Source organism: Pseudomonas aylmerensis (assembly GCF_001702265.1).
GTDB classification, from domain to species: domain Bacteria; phylum Pseudomonadota; class Gammaproteobacteria; order Pseudomonadales; family Pseudomonadaceae; genus Aquipseudomonas; species Aquipseudomonas aylmerensis.
Genome location: NZ_MAUE01000021.1, coordinates 40,737 through 56,180, shown reverse-complemented (window position 1 = coordinate 56,180; position 15,444 = coordinate 40,737). Strand labels below are relative to the sequence as shown.

The following is a 15,444-nucleotide window of genomic DNA, read 5'->3' as shown; positions in this document are numbered from 1 at the left end:
TTATAACGATGGTTTCTCCACTGTGCTATCCGAAAAGTCCTCAAGGTCCATACGAAGAAACGTCGCTGCAAAAAGCTCCGGCGGCAGGGGCAGGCTGACGATGTAGCCTTGCATCTGTTCACAGCCCTCGGCGGCGAGGAATGCCTGTTGCGCAGGGTTCTCCACACCTTCGGCGATGATGGTGAATTGCATGCTGTGGCCCAAGGCAATGATGGCGCGCACGATCGCGGCGTCGTGCGGGTCGTCGGGCAGTCCGCGGACGAAGGATTGGTCGATTTTCAGGAAGTCCAGCGGCAGGCGCTTGAGGTAGCTGAGGGACGAGTAGCCGGTGCCGAAGTCATCGATTGCCAGCTGTACGCCCAGGCGTTTGAGCTGATGCAGAACTTCCAGCGCTTCTTCGGCCTGGCTCATGATGAAGTTTTCGGTGATCTCCAGTTGCAGGCAGCCGGGGTCGAGGCGGTAGTCATGCAGTAACTGTTCGATGCGCCCCAGCAGGCCGGGGTGACGCAGTTGCGCGCCGGCGAGGTTGACCGACAGCGGGCCGAAATCATCGAAGGCGGATTGCCAGGCATGCATTTGCCGGCAGGCCTGCTCCAGCACCCAGTCGCCAATCTGCAGGATCATGCCGTTCTCTTCGGCCAGGGCAATGAAGTGTTCGGGCGGTACGTCGCCAAAGGTGGGGTGACGCCAGCGAATCAGTGCTTCGGCGCCGATCAGTTCGTGGGTTTCCAGGCTGAGTTTGGGTTGGTAATACAGGCTCAGCTCGTCGCGCTCGATGGCGCGGCGCAGTTCATGTTCCAGCGCCACGCGCTCGTTGGCCTGGGCGGTAAGGTCGCGGGTGTAGCTTTCGACGCGGTTACGGCCCTTGGCCTTGGAGCGGTACATCGCCGCGTCGGCATTTTTGACCAAGGTGGCGACGTCGGTGCCATCCTGGGGATAGAGGCTGGTGCCAATGCTGGCGCTGATGAAAAACTCGTGTTCGCCGGCCTGGAAGGGCGGCGTGAAGCACGCCAAAAGCTTGTTCGCCAGGTACTGGGCGTCGCTGGCATGTTGCAGGCCGGGGAGCAGGATGATGAATTCATCACCGCCCAGGCGCGCAACGGTGTCGATGTCGCGCAGTTGCTCCTTGAGGCGCACCGCGATGTCTTTGAGCAGCAAGTCGCCGATCGGATGGCCGAGGCTGTCGTTGATATGTTTGAAGCGGTCCAGGTCGAGAAACAGCACGGCACCCTGTTTGCCGGTTTCCTGATGGCCATTGAGGGCGGCCTGCAGGCGGCTCTCGAACAGGGTGCGGTTGGGCAGGCCGGTCAGTGGATCGTGGTGCGCCTGGTAGTCGAGACGGGCCTGGGCCAGTTTGAGGCTGGAGATATCGGCAAAGACGGCGACGAAGTGCGTGATCATCTGATCGCGGTTGCGCACGGCGCTGATGGTCAGCCAGCTGGGGTACAGCTCGCCGTTCTTGCGCCGGTTGGAAATCTCGCCCTGCCAGTGCCCCTGGGCAGTCAATTGGTGCCACATCGCGGCGTAAAACGCGCTGTCATGCAGGCCGGAGGCGAGCAGGCGCGGTGTATTGCCAAGGGCTTCAGCCTCGCTGTATCCGGTGATTTCGCTGAAGGCGCGGTTGACGGCGCTGATGTTCTGCCGAATGTCGGTGATCAAGACGCCTTCGGCGGTGCTTTCAAACACCGTCGCGGCCTGTTGCAGTTTTTCCTGCATCAGCTGGCGTTCGGTAATGTCGCGGGCGATGGTCAGCATGCAATCTTCACCGGCAATCGGCAGCGGGCGGCTGGACACTTCACATAGCCGGATCTGCCCGTCGCTGCGACGGATATGGCAGATGAAGTCACGCACAAAACCATCGCGGTGCATCAACTCCAGCATGTGCTTGCGCTCGTTGAGGTCGACCCAGATGCCCAGGTCCAGGGTGGACTGGTCGAGGGAGGTGGCACTGTTGAAGCCGGTGATGCGGCTGAAACCATCGTTGACTTCAATCAGCAGGCCATCGCGTTGCCGGCTCAGCAGCAAACCGTCAGGGGAGGCGTGGAAGGCTTTGGCGAACTTCTCCTCGGAGGTTTGCAGTTGTTGCTGGGTTTCCTTGAGTTGGGTGATGTCGCGCACCACCACCACCAAGGCTTCGGTGGTGTCGAGCTGGAACGGCTCGGCCGAAATCAGCCCGGTGAACGCCTGGCCGTTGCTGCGCCGGAAAGGCATTTCGAGGTTGCGGATACTGGTGGTTTGCACCCGTTTCAGCAGGTCGGGGCCGATGCCCGGGATGCCCCAGATATTCAGGGACGTCGCAGTTTTGCCGAGCACTTCCTCGGCCGTCAGGCCAACCTGGTCCTCGAACGCTTTGTTGACCTCCAGCAGACAGCCATCGGACAGCCGCGCGATCACCAGAATGTCCGGGCACTGCTGGAACACGGAGGCAAATTTCTGCTCGGACAGTTGCAGCGCCTCCTCGGTGCGCTTGGCTTCGCTGATGTCGATCATCAAGCCGCGCAGTACCGGTTCGTGGCCGTGTTCGATCAGGCTGACAATGTCGCGCACCCACAGGCAGCGACCGTCGGCAGTGATCACCCGGTAATCGACACTGTGATCGCGGCTGGCGCGGGTTTCGCGGTAGCAATAGGCTTCGGTCCGCGTCAGGTCGGCCGGGTGGATGATGTTGCGCCAGAAGCCCGGAATCAGCCAATGCGCGCGGGGATAGCCGAGCAATTCCTCGGCATGTGGTGAGACGTAGCTATAGGTGAAGTCGGTGACGCTGGCTTCCCAGGCAATGGCGGACAGGCTCTCCACCAGCCCGCGATAGTGATATTCGCTGCTGCGCAGTTCCTGTTCGAGGGCGACACGGCGGGAAATTTCCGAGCTAAGCCGACGATTGATCCGAATCACGATGGCCAGGACGGTGCTCAGCAACAGCACCGCAGGCAGGCCGTACATCAGCAGATCGGTCCAGAATGTGCGGTGATCGGTGAAGCTGCCGACCCAATGTTGCTGGATCGCGTCGGTTTCCTGCGGGCTGAGGTCGGCCAGGACCTTGTCCAGGATGCCCACCAGCATTTTGTTGTCTCGTGGCACGCCCATCGCCAGTTGGTAGCGATAGGGGGTTTCGCCGCTGACGTACAAACCATCCAGTTTGAGCTGGCGCAGGCTCCAGACGCTGGAGGCCAGGTCGCCGACCACCGCATCCACCTCATCGGTCGCCAGGGCCTGCAACGTCGAACTGACGTTTGGCATGGCCACCAGGTTGAGGTCGGGATGGTGAGTGCGCAGCAGCTCATGGGGAGCGTAGTTCTCGACCACGGCAATCTTCAGGCCGTAGAGGTCCTTCAGGGTGCGGGGAGTGGCGCCGCCTTCATGGGCCAGGATGACGATAGGGAAGTCCAGGTATGGGCGCGTGAACGCCATGTAGCCCTGGCGCTCCGGCGTGGACATGATGCCTGGCAGCAGGTCGAGCTGGTTGTTGCGGGCCTGCTCCAGCACCGCGCTCCAGTTCACTGGCTCGATCAGCTTGACCCTCACGCCGAGGCGGTCCTGGATCAGGCGCACGTAATCCGCCGCCAGGCCTTGGTAGCGGCCGTTTTCGTCGCGGTATTCAAAAGGTGGCCACGACGCGTCCACCCCCAGGCGCAGCTCCTGATGGTCCGCCAGCCAGCCACGCTCATCATCAGTAAGAGTCAACGCGCCAGCCGTTGCGGTCCAGGTCAGCAGCGACAGCAGTAACACAGTCGGCAATCTGGGCATAACGGTCTCGTTATGGCACGGGGAATGTTTCGAGTGTAGACGGGCATTGCGGGGGAGGGGTGGTGCGGGGGCAGTTAATCTGTCGAGTTAAATCGATACAAAACAAAACCCCCGGCCTGGGCCGGGGGTTCTGGTATCACTCGTCGAGGAAGGAGCGCAGATGCTCGCTTCGCGTCGGGTGGCGCAACTTGCGCAGCGCCTTGGCTTCGATCTGACGGATCCGCTCACGGGTCACGTCAAACTGCTTACCGACTTCCTCAAGAGTGTGGTCGGTATTCATGTCGATGCCGAAACGCATGCGCAGTACCTTGGCTTCACGGGCAGTGAGGCCGGACAGTACGTCGCGAGTTGCTTCTTTAAGGCTCTCAACGGTGGCGACATCGATTGGCGACTGCATGGTCGAGTCTTCGATGAAGTCACCCAGATGAGAGTCTTCGTCATCACCGATCGGGGTTTCCATGGAGATCGGCTCTTTAGCGATCTTCAATACCTTGCGGATCTTGTCCTCAGGCATTTCCATGCGTTCGCCCAGCTCTTCCGGGGTCGGTTCGCGACCCATTTCCTGCAACATCTGCCGGGAAATACGGTTGAGCTTGTTGATCGTCTCGATCATGTGCACCGGAATACGGATGGTGCGGGCCTGGTCGGCGATCGAGCGAGTGATCGCCTGACGGATCCACCAGGTGGCATAGGTCGAGAACTTGTAGCCGCGACGGTATTCGAACTTGTCCACAGCCTTCATCAAGCCGATGTTGCCTTCCTGGATCAGATCGAGGAATTGCAGGCCACGGTTGGTGTACTTCTTGGCGATGGAGATCACCAGACGCAAGTTCGCTTCAACCATCTCTTTCTTCGCGCGGCGGGCCTTGGCCTCACCGATCGACATGCGACGGTTGATGTCCTTGATCTCGGCAATCGTCAGACCGGTTTCGGTCTCAAGCGCGGTCAGCTTCTGCTGGCAACGGATGATGTCGGGCTGCAGGCGACCAATGGCTTCGGCGTATTTTGCCTTGCCCTTGGCCAGTGCGTCGGTCCAGCTTTCGTCAACTTCGTTGCCCGGGAACTGGCGCAGGAAGTCGGCACGCGGCATGCGTGCATCACGCACACACAGCTGCATGATTGCGCGTTCTTGTGCACGCAGACGCTCAAGGGCGCTGCGAACACGCTCAACCAGGCCTTCGAATTGCTTCGGTACCAGCTTGATCGGCATGAACAGCTCAGCCAGGGCCAGCAGCTCGGCAATTGCCTGCTTGTTGGCGCGACCGTGCTTTTTCAGGGCCTTGCGGGTGATTTCCATTTGATCGGAAACCGCACCGAAACGCTGGGCAGCAATGATCGGGTCCGGACCGCTTTCGACTTCATCTTCGTCATCGCCGCTGGCTTCAGCGTCGTCGTCTTCGGAATCGTCGTCGGCTTTCGCGGCCTTGGCATCGACAGGCGGCGGTACTTCGGCGGCAGGCGGCGCAATGCCGTCGTCCGGATCGATATAACCGCTGAGGACGTCGGACAGGCGGCCACCTTCGGTGGTGACGCGAGTGTACTCGGAGAGAATGTGGTCAACCGTGCCTGGGAAGTGCGCGATTGCGCCCATCACTTCACGGATACCCTCTTCGATACGCTTGGCGATTTCGATTTCGCCTTCACGTGTCAGCAACTCGACGGTACCCATTTCACGCATATACATGCGCACAGGGTCAGTCGTGCGACCGATGTCGGTCTCCACCGCGGCCAGCGCGGCAGCGGCTTCTTCAGCGGCTGCCTCGTCGGTATCGGCGTCGGCCAACATAAGGGCGTCCGCATCCGGAGCACTCTCGTGTACGGGGATCCCCATGTCGTTAATCATGCGGATGATGTCTTCCACCTGCTCTGGATCTGAAATATCCTCAGGCAGGTGATCGTTGACCTCTGCGTAAGTCAGATACTTCTGCTCACGACCAAGGGTGATCAACTCTTTGATACGAGACTGCTGTTGCGCTTTTCCGGACATAACACCCTATCCACTGAAGGTCTTGGCGGGCAAAAAACAAGCCGAGGATTATACCCGAGCTATGACCTCACACGCCAGCTGAGGTCGGGTTTGATGCGGAAACATTCTGTTTTAAGAGGTCGCGCATCTGTTTTGCTATCTGAATTTGCTCTTCAGCCGACAATCCCGGCTGCCTTGCTCTCTTGATCAGTTCATCGAGGGTCTGCGTGTGCTGACCCGCGGATAACCTAGTAATGGTGTCTAAAAACTGTTGTTCAAGGTTATCGCCGTCAATTAGCCACTCCTTTTCCGCGAGGGCTTTCAACAAGCGGCCTTGTTCGGTTCCATGCCAGCGAGCCATCAGCTGAATAGAGTTTAGCTTAGGATTTTTCTGCACGGCTTCGATCAGGGCGATCAGCACCTGAGCGTAAGTGTTGCTCTCGTTGGCAAAGTGTTCGGCACTTTCAACCTTGCCCGCCAGTTGCGGGTGGTGGATAAGCGTGCGCAGGGCAATCAACGTCGGTGCCTCTACGGCAACCGGCGTGCGCGGAGCGTAGGCTTCGTCGCGATCACCGCGCTTGCCGTTCTTGCTCCAGGGCTTCTTGTCCCATTTCTTGCCGCCGGCGCCGGGTTTTTTCGGCGTCCATTCCTGCTGTGGCGCGTAGGCCTCCTGCGGTTGATGGAAATCCGAATAGTCCGGCATGGCGTCGTAATCCATGCCTGGGTCGTAGGCAGGCGGCGCGTCCTGCGGGGCGTTGTGCACCAGCTGGCTGACGGCTTCACCGCTCAGTCCGGTGATTTCGAGCAGGCGCATGCGCATCAGCGACTTCAGGTTGGCGCCTGGGACTTTGTCGATCAGCGGCGCAGCGAGGGTGGCCATGTGGGCCTTGCCTTCAAGCGAGCGTGGATCGGCTTCTTCGGTCAGTTGCTGGAAGAAGTAGTCGGCCAGCGGCTGTGCATGTTGGTTGATGCGCGCGCGGAACGCGTCGGTGCCTTCGGAACGGACCAGGGTGTCCGGGTCTTCGCCTTCGGGCAAAAACAGGAAGCGAGCGCGGCGCCCGTCCTGCAGGCTCGACAGCGTGGCTTCGAGGGCGCGCCAGGCGGCGTTGCGGCCGGCCTGGTCGCCGTCGAAGCAGAACAATACGCTGGGCACCACGCGAAACAGGCGCTTCATGTGTTCTTCGCTGGTCGCGGTGCCAAGGGTGGCCACCGCATTGCGCAGGCCTTGCTGAGCCAGCGCGATCACGTCCATGTAGCCTTCAACCACAATGATTTCATCGAGGTTGCGGTTGTTCTTGCGCGCCTCGAACAGCCCGTACAGCTCCTGGCCCTTGTGAAACACCGGGGTTTCCGGGGAGTTCAGGTATTTGGGCTTGTCATCACCCAGCACGCGGCCGCCGAAGGCGATGATGCGGCCCCGACTGTCGCGGATCGGAAACATCACGCGGTCGCGGAAACGGTCATAGCGCTTGCCGGTCTCGGCGTTTTCCACCAGCAGGCCAGCATCGATCATGGCTTTTTGCTGCAGGGTGTCGCTGCTCAGGTGCTTGTAGAGGTTGTCCCAGCCCGGCGGGGCGAAACCGAGGCCGAAGTCGCGGGCGATTTCACCGGTGAGTCCGCGACCCTTGAGGTAGTCGACGGCGGCCTTGCGCTGCGGATGGCTTTTAAGCGCCTGACGATAGAAGTCGGCAGCGGCCGTCAGCAGCGGGTACAGCGGCGAATCGGTAGGCTGGCGCGGTTTGTGCGCACGGCCACTTTCCTCGCGGGGGATTTCCATGCCGGCGGCTTTGGCCAGTTCCTCGACGGCCTGGGGGAAGTCCAGGTTGTCGTGGTCCATGATGAAGCCGAGGGCGTTGCCGCCGGCGCCGCAGCCGAAGCAGTAGTAGAACTGCTTGTCAGGGCTGACGCTGAACGAGGGTGTCTTTTCTTTGTGGAACGGGCAGCAGGCGGTGTAGTTCTTGCCGGCCTTCTTCATTTGCACGCGCGAGCTGACAACATCGACGATGTCGGTGCGGTTCAGAAGGTCGTCAATAAAGCTCTGGGGAATCAGCCCGGCCATGGCGTTCTCGTCATCACTGCGTGTAAATGAGGGCCCGTGAAGTGTTCAAGCGCGCGTATCGAGTGCTCGAGCATCTAGCGTCTGCATGGGGTGTACGGAAGTGTATCTGCCGAATATTCACTGACGTTAGTTTCTAATCAGTCTTCGGTGTGGAAATGTTGCCCTGGCGCCCGGTATTGGCCAACGGTGGGCCTCGGAAACGCCTTGATGGGCACAGTCGATCCAGTTGATCGCCTGTTTATGGAATAAGTGTGCTCGTCAGTAGCCTTGTTAGGCTCGTCAGAAGAGACGTGCACCGCTGGCAGAAGAGCCAGTCCTGACGTGTGAAGCAGTGTCTCGGTCGCGTGTGCGGCGTCGACGGTGAAGCATCAAGCGATATCCGCAAATGCCAACAGCCCGGCTGAGGGCCGGGCTTGGCAGAAGCTTGCTACGAACGTCTGTGTATTAGTACAGACGAACGGCGCGGCGCTGCTCGCGCTGAACTTTCTTGGCGTGACGCTTAACAGCGGCTGCTGCTTTACGCTTACGCTCAGAAGTTGGCTTCTCGTAAAATTCGCGGCTACGAACTTCAGCCAGAACACCGGCTTTTTCGCAGGAGCGCTTGAAACGACGCAGAGCTACGTCGAAGGGTTCGTTCTCTTTTACTTTGACGGCTGGCATCCAGAGCTACCTTCTTTCATTACCGGGATCAACGTTCTCGTCGCAAAAAATTCGCGGCTGAGGTCGTCGGTTTTTAAGGGTTGCGGATGTTAACCCCTCATTGCCCGGAATGCAAAGCCTCTGATCGAAAACCGCTAGTCGGGAGGGGGAGTGGCGACTATTATGCGCGCCTTCGAATTCAGCCTCTACAAGGCGCAAACCCATGCTAGTACTGGGACTTGAAACCTCCTGCGACGAAACCGGTGTCGCACTTTACGACAGTGAACGCGGGCTCCTCGCCGATGCGCTGTTCAGTCAGATCGACCTGCACCGCGCTTATGGCGGCGTGGTGCCCGAGCTCGCCAGCCGTGATCACGTCAAGCGCATGCTGCCGTTGATTCGCCAGGTGCTGGACGAAGCCGGTTGCGTGCCGACCGAGATCGACGCCATTGCCTACACCGCTGGCCCCGGATTGGTCGGAGCCCTGCTGGTTGGGGCCTCTTGCGCCCAGGCGCTGGCCTTCGCCTGGGGGATTCCGGCCCTGGGTGTGCACCACATGGAAGGCCATTTATTGGCGCCGATGCTGGAAAAAACACCGCCGCAGTTCCCGTTCGTCGCTTTGTTGGTTTCCGGCGGTCATACGCAGCTGGTCCAGGTCGACGGGATCGGCCAATACACGTTGTTAGGCGAGTCGCTGGATGACGCTGCCGGTGAAGCATTCGACAAGACCGCGAAGATGATGGGGCTCAATTATCCCGGTGGTCCGGAAATCGCCCGGCTCGCCGAAAAGGGCGTGCCGGGCCGCTACACCTTCCCGCGCCCGATGTGCGATCGGCCGGGCCTGATGTTCAGCTTCAGCGGCTTGAAAACCTCGGCGCTGAACACCTGGCAGCAGAGCGTCAGCGCCGGGGACGACAGTGAGCAAGCCCGTTGCGACATCGCGCTGGCGTTCCAGCAGGCCGTGGTGGAGACTTTGACCATCAAGTGCAAGCGTGCCCTGAAACAGGCTGGCATGAAGCGCCTGGTGATCGCAGGCGGCGTCAGCGCCAACAAGGCCTTGCGCGCTTCGCTGGAAAAAATGCTCGGCGACATGAAGGGTGATGTGTTCTACGCGCGGCCGGAGTTCTGTACCGACAACGGCGCGATGATCGCCTATGCCGGTTGCCAGCGCCTGCAGGCCGGGCAACATGAAAGCCTGGCGATCAGCGTGCAGGCACGTTGGCCGATGGAGCAGTTGTCACCGCTGTGAGGTGCAGCGTGGGCCGGGCGCATTGGGGGGTATTTAAAAATGCCGTTCGCGCCCGGCAAACAGGTCGCGTAAATTGCCCCGGTGGCGCCAGACGATCAGCAGCGTCAACACGCTCATCGGCAGCAGCGCTGCCGGTTCCTGCCAGGCCAGCAACGGTAGGGTGAGCGGGGTGGCGATCAATGCGGCCAGTGAGCTGGTGCGGGTCAGGTAGAACGTCAGCAGCCAGGCCAGCACGGCCAGCAACGCCGCGGGAGGGTAAATCCCCAGCAGCATGCCGGCTGCCGTCGCGACCCCTTTGCCGCCGCGAAAGCGGAAGTACAGCGGAAACAGATGGCCCAGGACGGCGCACACGCCCACCCAGGCCTGCTGCTGCAGGGACAGGCCGGCAGCATTGGCGATCAGTACGGGCAAGAGGCCCTTGCAGACGTCGCCGAGCAACGTCAGGACGGCAAGCTTCTTGCCCGCCAGGCGCAACATATTGGTGGCGCCGGCATTGCCTGAGCCACTCATTCGCGGGTCGGGATTTCCCGTCAGGCGGCTGAGCAAAATGGCAAAGGACAGCGAGCCGAGCAGGTAGGCGAGAATCGCCAGTGACCAAAACATGCTAACTATTCCGGGCGAGGACGCCCTGATTCTAACGGGGCATCGCGCCCTTGTCGTGCTGCGGAGAAGAGTGCTTGGACAGAGTGTTTATCGAAGGCCTGGAAGTCGACACCGTGATCGGGGCCTACGACTGGGAGCGTGGCATTCGCCAATGTCTGCGCCTGGACCTGAGTTTTGCCTGGGATAATCGCCCGGCGGCTGCGGGTGACGACCTGACCCTGGCCCTGGATTACGCCAGCGTGTCCGCGCGTATCCAGGCCTTTGCCGAGCAGTCCCAGTACCAACTGGTGGAAACCTTCGCCGAGCGCCTGGCCGAAGTGCTGATGAGTGAGTTCCAGATTCCCTGGCTGCACCTCAAGTTGACCAAGCCGGGAGCCGTGCCGGCTGCCAAGGGCGTGGGCGTGGAGATCGAGCGCGGATGTCGCTAACTCAGGTTTATCTTGGTCTCGGTAGCAATATCGAGCGCGAGCCGCGTTTGCACGCAGGCCTGGATGCCCTGGCGAGCTTTTTGACGGATATGCGCTGTTCGGCGGTGTTCGAAAGCCAGCCGGTGGGCATCAAGAGCGGGCCCTTCTTCAACTTGGTGGTGTCGGGCTATACCGACCTGCCGTTGATGGAACTGGACCGTCGGCTCAAGTTCATCGAGGCCGATAACGGTCGCTATGCGCCAGACCGCAAGGGCCTGCCGCTGGACATCGACGTGCTGCTGTATGGCGAACTGGTGGGCAATTTCGATGGTTTGATCCTGCCGCGTGCGGAGATCCTGAAGAATGCGTTTGTGCTGTGGCCGCTGTCGTTGATGGCGCCGGAGCGTGTGCACCCTGAGGTGGGCAAGACCCTGGCTGAGCTGTGGCGCGATGCACAGATCGACCAGGTGCTGGCCCCGGTCGCATTTGAGTGGCAAGGCCAGCAACTGACGCCGAACACACTCCTGTAGAAGTCCGGCTTGCCGGCGATAGCGACCGCGGATACACGATCGCCGGCAAGCCGACTGCTACAGGGCGTGGTGTTCCTTGTAGATTTTTAATGCTTTGAGCCGTTCGCGCTTGAGTGCCTCGCCCAATTCCGGGCCTTTGAAACCCTTCTCCAGCAAGGGCGCGACTGCAACTTCGCGCGCGACCTTGGCCGCGCCGCGCAAATAATCCGCCTGTGGATAACTCCTTTGCTCCAGACCTTTACGGCCTCGCGCGTCCATCTCACAACTCACCACAAACTCTTCAAAGCGCTGCGGCCGCCGGTAGACATCGAAACTCTGCAGCAAATCCAGGAGTGTCGAGGCTTTGAGCTCCAGTGCGCGATGACCGTGGGTGTGATACTGGCCGACCAGCAGTGCCAATTCCTGGCAGTCCCTGGGCACTTTGAAGCGCTCGTTGACCGCCTTGATCAGCTTCAAGCCACGGTGTTCGTGGGCAATATGCTGTGGCAACTTATCCACAGGCGTTAATCCCTTGCCCAGGTCATGCAGCAGGCAGGCCCAGCGCACGGTCAGCGGCTGTTGGTGCAAGGCGGCCTGCTGCAGCACGCTCAAGGTGTGTACGCCGGTGTCGATCTCGGGATGATGGGCTGCGGGCTGTGGCACGCCGAACAGTGCGTCCACTTCCGGCATCAATGTTTTCAGCGCGTTGCAGTCGCGCAGGACCTGGATAAAGACCTGTGGCTGATCTTCCATCAGTGCGCGGGAGATTTCTTTCCAGCTGCGCTCTGGCGTGAGGGCCTCCAGTTCACCGGATTCGCTGAGCTGACGCATCAGTTCCAGGGTCTCGGGTGCGACGGTGAAACCCAGGTGTGCGTAGCGCGCGGCAAAGCGGGCAACACGCAGTACACGCAGGGGATCTTCGGCGAACGCGGGGGAAACGTGGCGCAAAACGCGCGCTTCAAGGTCGCGCTGGCCGTGGTAAGGGTCGGTCAGGCTGCCGTCGTCGTCTTCGGCCATGGCGTTGATGGTCAGGTCGCGGCGGATTAGGTCTTCTTCCAGCGTGACCTCGGGGCTGGCGTGGAATACAAAACCACCATAACCCCTGCCGCTCTTGCGCTCAGTGCGGGCCAGGGCGTATTCATCGCCGTTTTTCGGGTCCAGGAATACCGGGAAGTCAGCACCCACCGGCTTGTAGCCCTTGGCGAGCATCTCTTCGGTCGTTGCACCGACGACGACACGGTCGATATCGGTGACTTCGATGCCCAGCAGGCGGTCCCGTACGGCGCCGCCGACTTTGTAGATTTTCATGAAAAAGCCTCCATTAGCGGCACAGGATACCGCCTGTGCCTGACCAATGGAGGCTTTGCTGTTTCAGAGATGAACGACGGCCAGGTCCAGGCGGCCGTAGTCGTTGTCGTTGTGATCGCTGCGCGGCGGCACGTGGTGGGTTTTCATCACCTGATCGCCCTGCAGGGTCTCCAGATGGATGTCGAACCCCCACAGCCGATGCAGGTGCTTGAGCACTTCCTCGGTGGATTCACCCAGCGGTTTGCGGTCGTGCTGCTGATGACGCAGGGTCAGCGAGCGGTCGCCACGTACGTCGATACTGTAGATCTGCACGTTGGGTTCTCGGTTGCCCAGGTTGTACTGCGCCGCCAGGGTTTCGCGGATGACGCGATAACCGGGTTCGTCATGGATGGCGGGTACCACCAGGTCATCCTTGAGGTCGTCATCCAGAATACTGAACAGCTTGAGATCGCGAATAACCTGAGGCGACAGGTACTGCAGGATGAAACTCTCGTCCTTGAAGCTGCTCATGGCGAACTTGATGGTCGAGAGCCAGTCGCTGCCAGCGATCTCCGGGAACCAGCGGCGATCCTCCTCGGTGGGGTGTTCGCACATGCGCCGGATGTCGCGGTACATGGCAAACCCCAGGGCATACGGGTTGATGCCGCTGTAGTACGGGCTGTCAAAGCCCGGCTGGAACACCACACTGGTGTGGGACGTGAGGAACTCCATCATGAAGCCGTCAGTGACCAGGCCTTCGTCGTACAGGTCGTTCATCAAGGTGTAGTGCCAGAACGTCGCCCAGCCTTCGTTCATCACCTGGGTCTGGCGCTGTGGATAAAAATACTGGGCGATCTTGCGCACGATGCGCACGATTTCCCGTTGCCATGGCTCCAGCAGCGGCGCGTGTTTTTCAAGGAAGTACAGGATGTTTTCCTGAGGTTCGGCGGGGAAGCGTGCATTGTCCTTGTCGTTGTTTTTGCCGGCCTTTTTAGGAATGGTGCGCCACAGGTCATTGATCTGCTTCTGCAGATGCTCCTCGCGCTCCTTCTGGCGCAGGCGTTCTTCCTCGGCGGAAATCGGATAAGGGCGTTTGTAGCGGTCAACGCCGTAGTTCATCAGGGCGTGGCAGGAGTCGAGCAGGTCTTCCACCGCGTCGATGCCGTGGCGTTCCTCACACTGCATGATGTACTGCTTGGCGAATACCAGGTAATCGATGATCGAGCTGGCGTCGGTCCAGGTGCGGAACAGGTAGTTGCCCTTGAAGAAGCTGTTGTGGCCATAGCAGGCGTGGGCCACCACCAACGCCTGCATGCAGATGGTGTTTTCTTCCATCAGGTAGGCGATGCACGGGTCGGAATTGATCACGATCTCGTAGGCAAGGCCCATCTGCCCGCGGGTGTAGGACTTCTCGGTGCTGAGGAAGTGTTTGCCGTAGGACCAATGGTGGTAACCCAGAGGCATGCCGACAGAGGCGTAGGCATCCATCATCTGTTCGGCGGTGATCACTTCGATCTGGTTGGGGTAGGTATCCAGGGCATAACCCGCCGCGATGCGGCTGATTTCCCGGTCATAGGCCTGGATCAGTTCGAAGGTCCATTCAGACCCCGTGGAAATGGGTTGGCGCTTATGCTCTTTTTTGGCGGTCATGTCACTAACCTGCGCTGGAAGAGTTCACGGAAGACCGGGTAGATATCGCCGGCCGAGACCAGTTGCTGTTGCGCGAATGTATCGGCAAAGGCTTCGCCGATGCGCTCGTATTCAAACCACAGGGCCTGGTGCTCACGGGGGGTGATCTCGACGTACGTGTAGTACTGCACGAACGGCATGATCTGGTTGATCAGGATGTCGCGGCAGATCGGTGAATCGTCGTTCCAGTTGTCGCCGTCGGAAGCCTGGGCGGCGTAGATGTTCCACTCGTTGGCCGGGTAGCGTTCGGCCATGATCTCCTGCATCAGCTTCAAGGCGCTGGAGACGATGGTGCCGCCGGTTTCCCTTGAGTAGAAGAACTCCTCCTCGTCGACTTCCCGGGCGCTGGTGTGATGACGGATAAACACCACGTCGATCTTGTCGTAGTTTCGCTTCAGGAACAGGTACAGCAGGATGAAGAACCGCTTGGCGATGTCCTTCGTGGCCTGGGTCATGGAGCCGGACACGTCCATCAGGCAGAACATCACGGCCTTGGAACTGGGGTTGGGCTGCTTGACCAGCAGGTTGTACTTGAGGTCGAAGGTGTCGAGAAACGGCACGCGATGGATACGCGCGCTGAGTTTTTCGATTTCCGCTTCCATTTCCTGAATATCGCCGAAGTTGTCCGGTTCTTCGCGTTTCAAGCGTGCCAGTTCTTCCTTGGCTTCCTTCAGTTTGGCGCGGCTGCTGCCGGACAGGGCGATACGCCGGGCGTGGGCCGAGCGCAGGGTACGAATGATGTTGATCCGGGACGGGTTGCCCTCGTTGCTGATCCCGGCGCGTACGGTCTTGTAGGTATCGGTGCCGGTCAGGTTGCGCTTGACCAGGTTGGGCAGCTCCAGGTCCTCGAACATGAACTCGAGGAACTCTTCCTGGGTGATCTGGAACACGAACTCATCCATGCCTTCGCCGGAATTGCCGGCCTTGCCCGGGCCCTTGCCGCCGCCACCGCCTTGGGGGCGCTGGATATGTTCGCCGGTGGTGAATTCCTTGTTGCCGGGATGCACGACGGTCTGTTTGCCGCCCCGGCCATGGTGAAGCACTGGTTCGTCGATGTCCCTTCCGGGAATGCTGATCTGTTCACCATGCTCCATGTCGGTGATGGAGCGGCGGCTGACGGCCTCTTCAACGGCCTTTTTGATGTGGTCACGGTAACGCCGCAGGAAACGCTGGCGGTTTACCGTGCTCTTGTTCTTGCCATTGAGGCGTCGGTCGATCACATAGCTCATGGGGAGCCCTCCGGGCAGCTTCACGTTACAAGCTTCAAGCCGCGAGCTGGAAGCTTAGAGACA

General features: G+C 60.3%; 11 protein-coding genes. 3 read left to right on the top strand and 8 right to left on the bottom strand.

Features of this window, described 5'->3' with window-relative positions:
* The 4 genes from BBG20_RS14710 to rpsU all read right to left on the bottom strand — a co-directional run bounded on the left by BBG20_RS14710 (window position 1) and on the right by rpsU (window position 8,429).
* Window positions 1-3,744, bottom strand: coding sequence for an EAL domain-containing protein (locus BBG20_RS14710; protein WP_065904658.1), 3,744 nt, complete (start codon window positions 3,742-3,744; stop codon window positions 1-3).
* Between the two features lie 136 nt (window positions 3,745-3,880).
* Entirely contained in the window at window positions 3,881-5,731 is a 1,851-nt protein-coding gene (gene rpoD, locus BBG20_RS14705; protein WP_065904657.1) for an RNA polymerase sigma factor RpoD, read from the bottom strand.
* 67 nt (window positions 5,732-5,798) lie between these two features.
* Window positions 5,799-7,769, bottom strand: coding sequence for a DNA primase (gene dnaG / locus BBG20_RS14700; RefSeq protein ID WP_065904655.1), 1,971 nt, complete (start codon window positions 7,767-7,769; stop codon window positions 5,799-5,801).
* Window positions 7,770-8,213: 444 nt separating this feature from the next.
* The gene (rpsU, locus tag BBG20_RS31825; protein ID WP_002551877.1) at window positions 8,214-8,429 is read right to left on the bottom strand and encodes a 30S ribosomal protein S21; all 216 of its coding nucleotides are present in this window, start codon (window positions 8,427-8,429) and stop codon (window positions 8,214-8,216) included.
* 202 nt (window positions 8,430-8,631) lie between these two features.
* Between rpsU and tsaD the strand changes: the two genes are divergently transcribed.
* Entirely contained in the window at window positions 8,632-9,657 is a 1,026-nt protein-coding gene (gene tsaD, locus BBG20_RS14690; protein ID WP_065904654.1) for a tRNA (adenosine(37)-N6)-threonylcarbamoyltransferase complex transferase subunit TsaD, read from the top strand.
* A 33-nt stretch (window positions 9,658-9,690) separates the two neighbouring features.
* On the opposite strand, the gene plsY is transcribed toward tsaD, so the two are convergent.
* Entirely contained in the window at window positions 9,691-10,260 is a 570-nt protein-coding gene (gene plsY / locus BBG20_RS14685) for a glycerol-3-phosphate 1-O-acyltransferase PlsY (protein ID WP_065904651.1), read from the bottom strand.
* 74 nt (window positions 10,261-10,334) lie between these two features.
* Here plsY and folB point away from each other — a divergent pair, with 74 nt between their 5' ends.
* Both folB and folK read left to right on the top strand, forming a co-directional pair.
* A complete protein-coding gene (gene folB, locus BBG20_RS14680) occupies window positions 10,335-10,688 on the top strand; it encodes a dihydroneopterin aldolase (protein ID WP_015886183.1) in 354 nt (117 codons plus the stop codon).
* Window positions 10,679-11,197, top strand: coding sequence for a 2-amino-4-hydroxy-6-hydroxymethyldihydropteridine diphosphokinase (gene folK / locus BBG20_RS14675; protein ID WP_065904649.1), 519 nt, complete (start codon window positions 10,679-10,681; stop codon window positions 11,195-11,197). The genes folB and folK overlap by 10 nt, the downstream gene beginning before the upstream one ends.
* Before the next feature lie 57 nt (window positions 11,198-11,254).
* On the opposite strand, the gene BBG20_RS14670 is transcribed toward folK, so the two are convergent.
* The 3 genes from BBG20_RS14670 to BBG20_RS14660 form a co-directional block, all read right to left on the bottom strand.
* The gene (locus BBG20_RS14670) at window positions 11,255-12,484 is read right to left on the bottom strand and encodes a multifunctional CCA addition/repair protein (protein ID WP_065904647.1); all 1,230 of its coding nucleotides are present in this window, start codon (window positions 12,482-12,484) and stop codon (window positions 11,255-11,257) included.
* Between the two features lie 63 nt (window positions 12,485-12,547).
* Window positions 12,548-14,113: a SpoVR family protein gene (locus BBG20_RS14665; RefSeq protein ID WP_065904645.1), complete on the bottom strand. Its 1,566-nt coding sequence runs from the start codon at window positions 14,111-14,113 to the stop codon at window positions 12,548-12,550.
* Window positions 14,110-15,381 (bottom strand): YeaH/YhbH family protein, encoded by a 1,272-nt coding sequence (locus BBG20_RS14660; protein ID WP_065904643.1) that lies wholly within the window; start codon window positions 15,379-15,381, stop codon window positions 14,110-14,112. Before BBG20_RS14660 ends, BBG20_RS14665 begins: the two co-directional genes overlap by 4 nt.
* Window positions 15,382-15,444 lie beyond the last annotated feature (63 nt).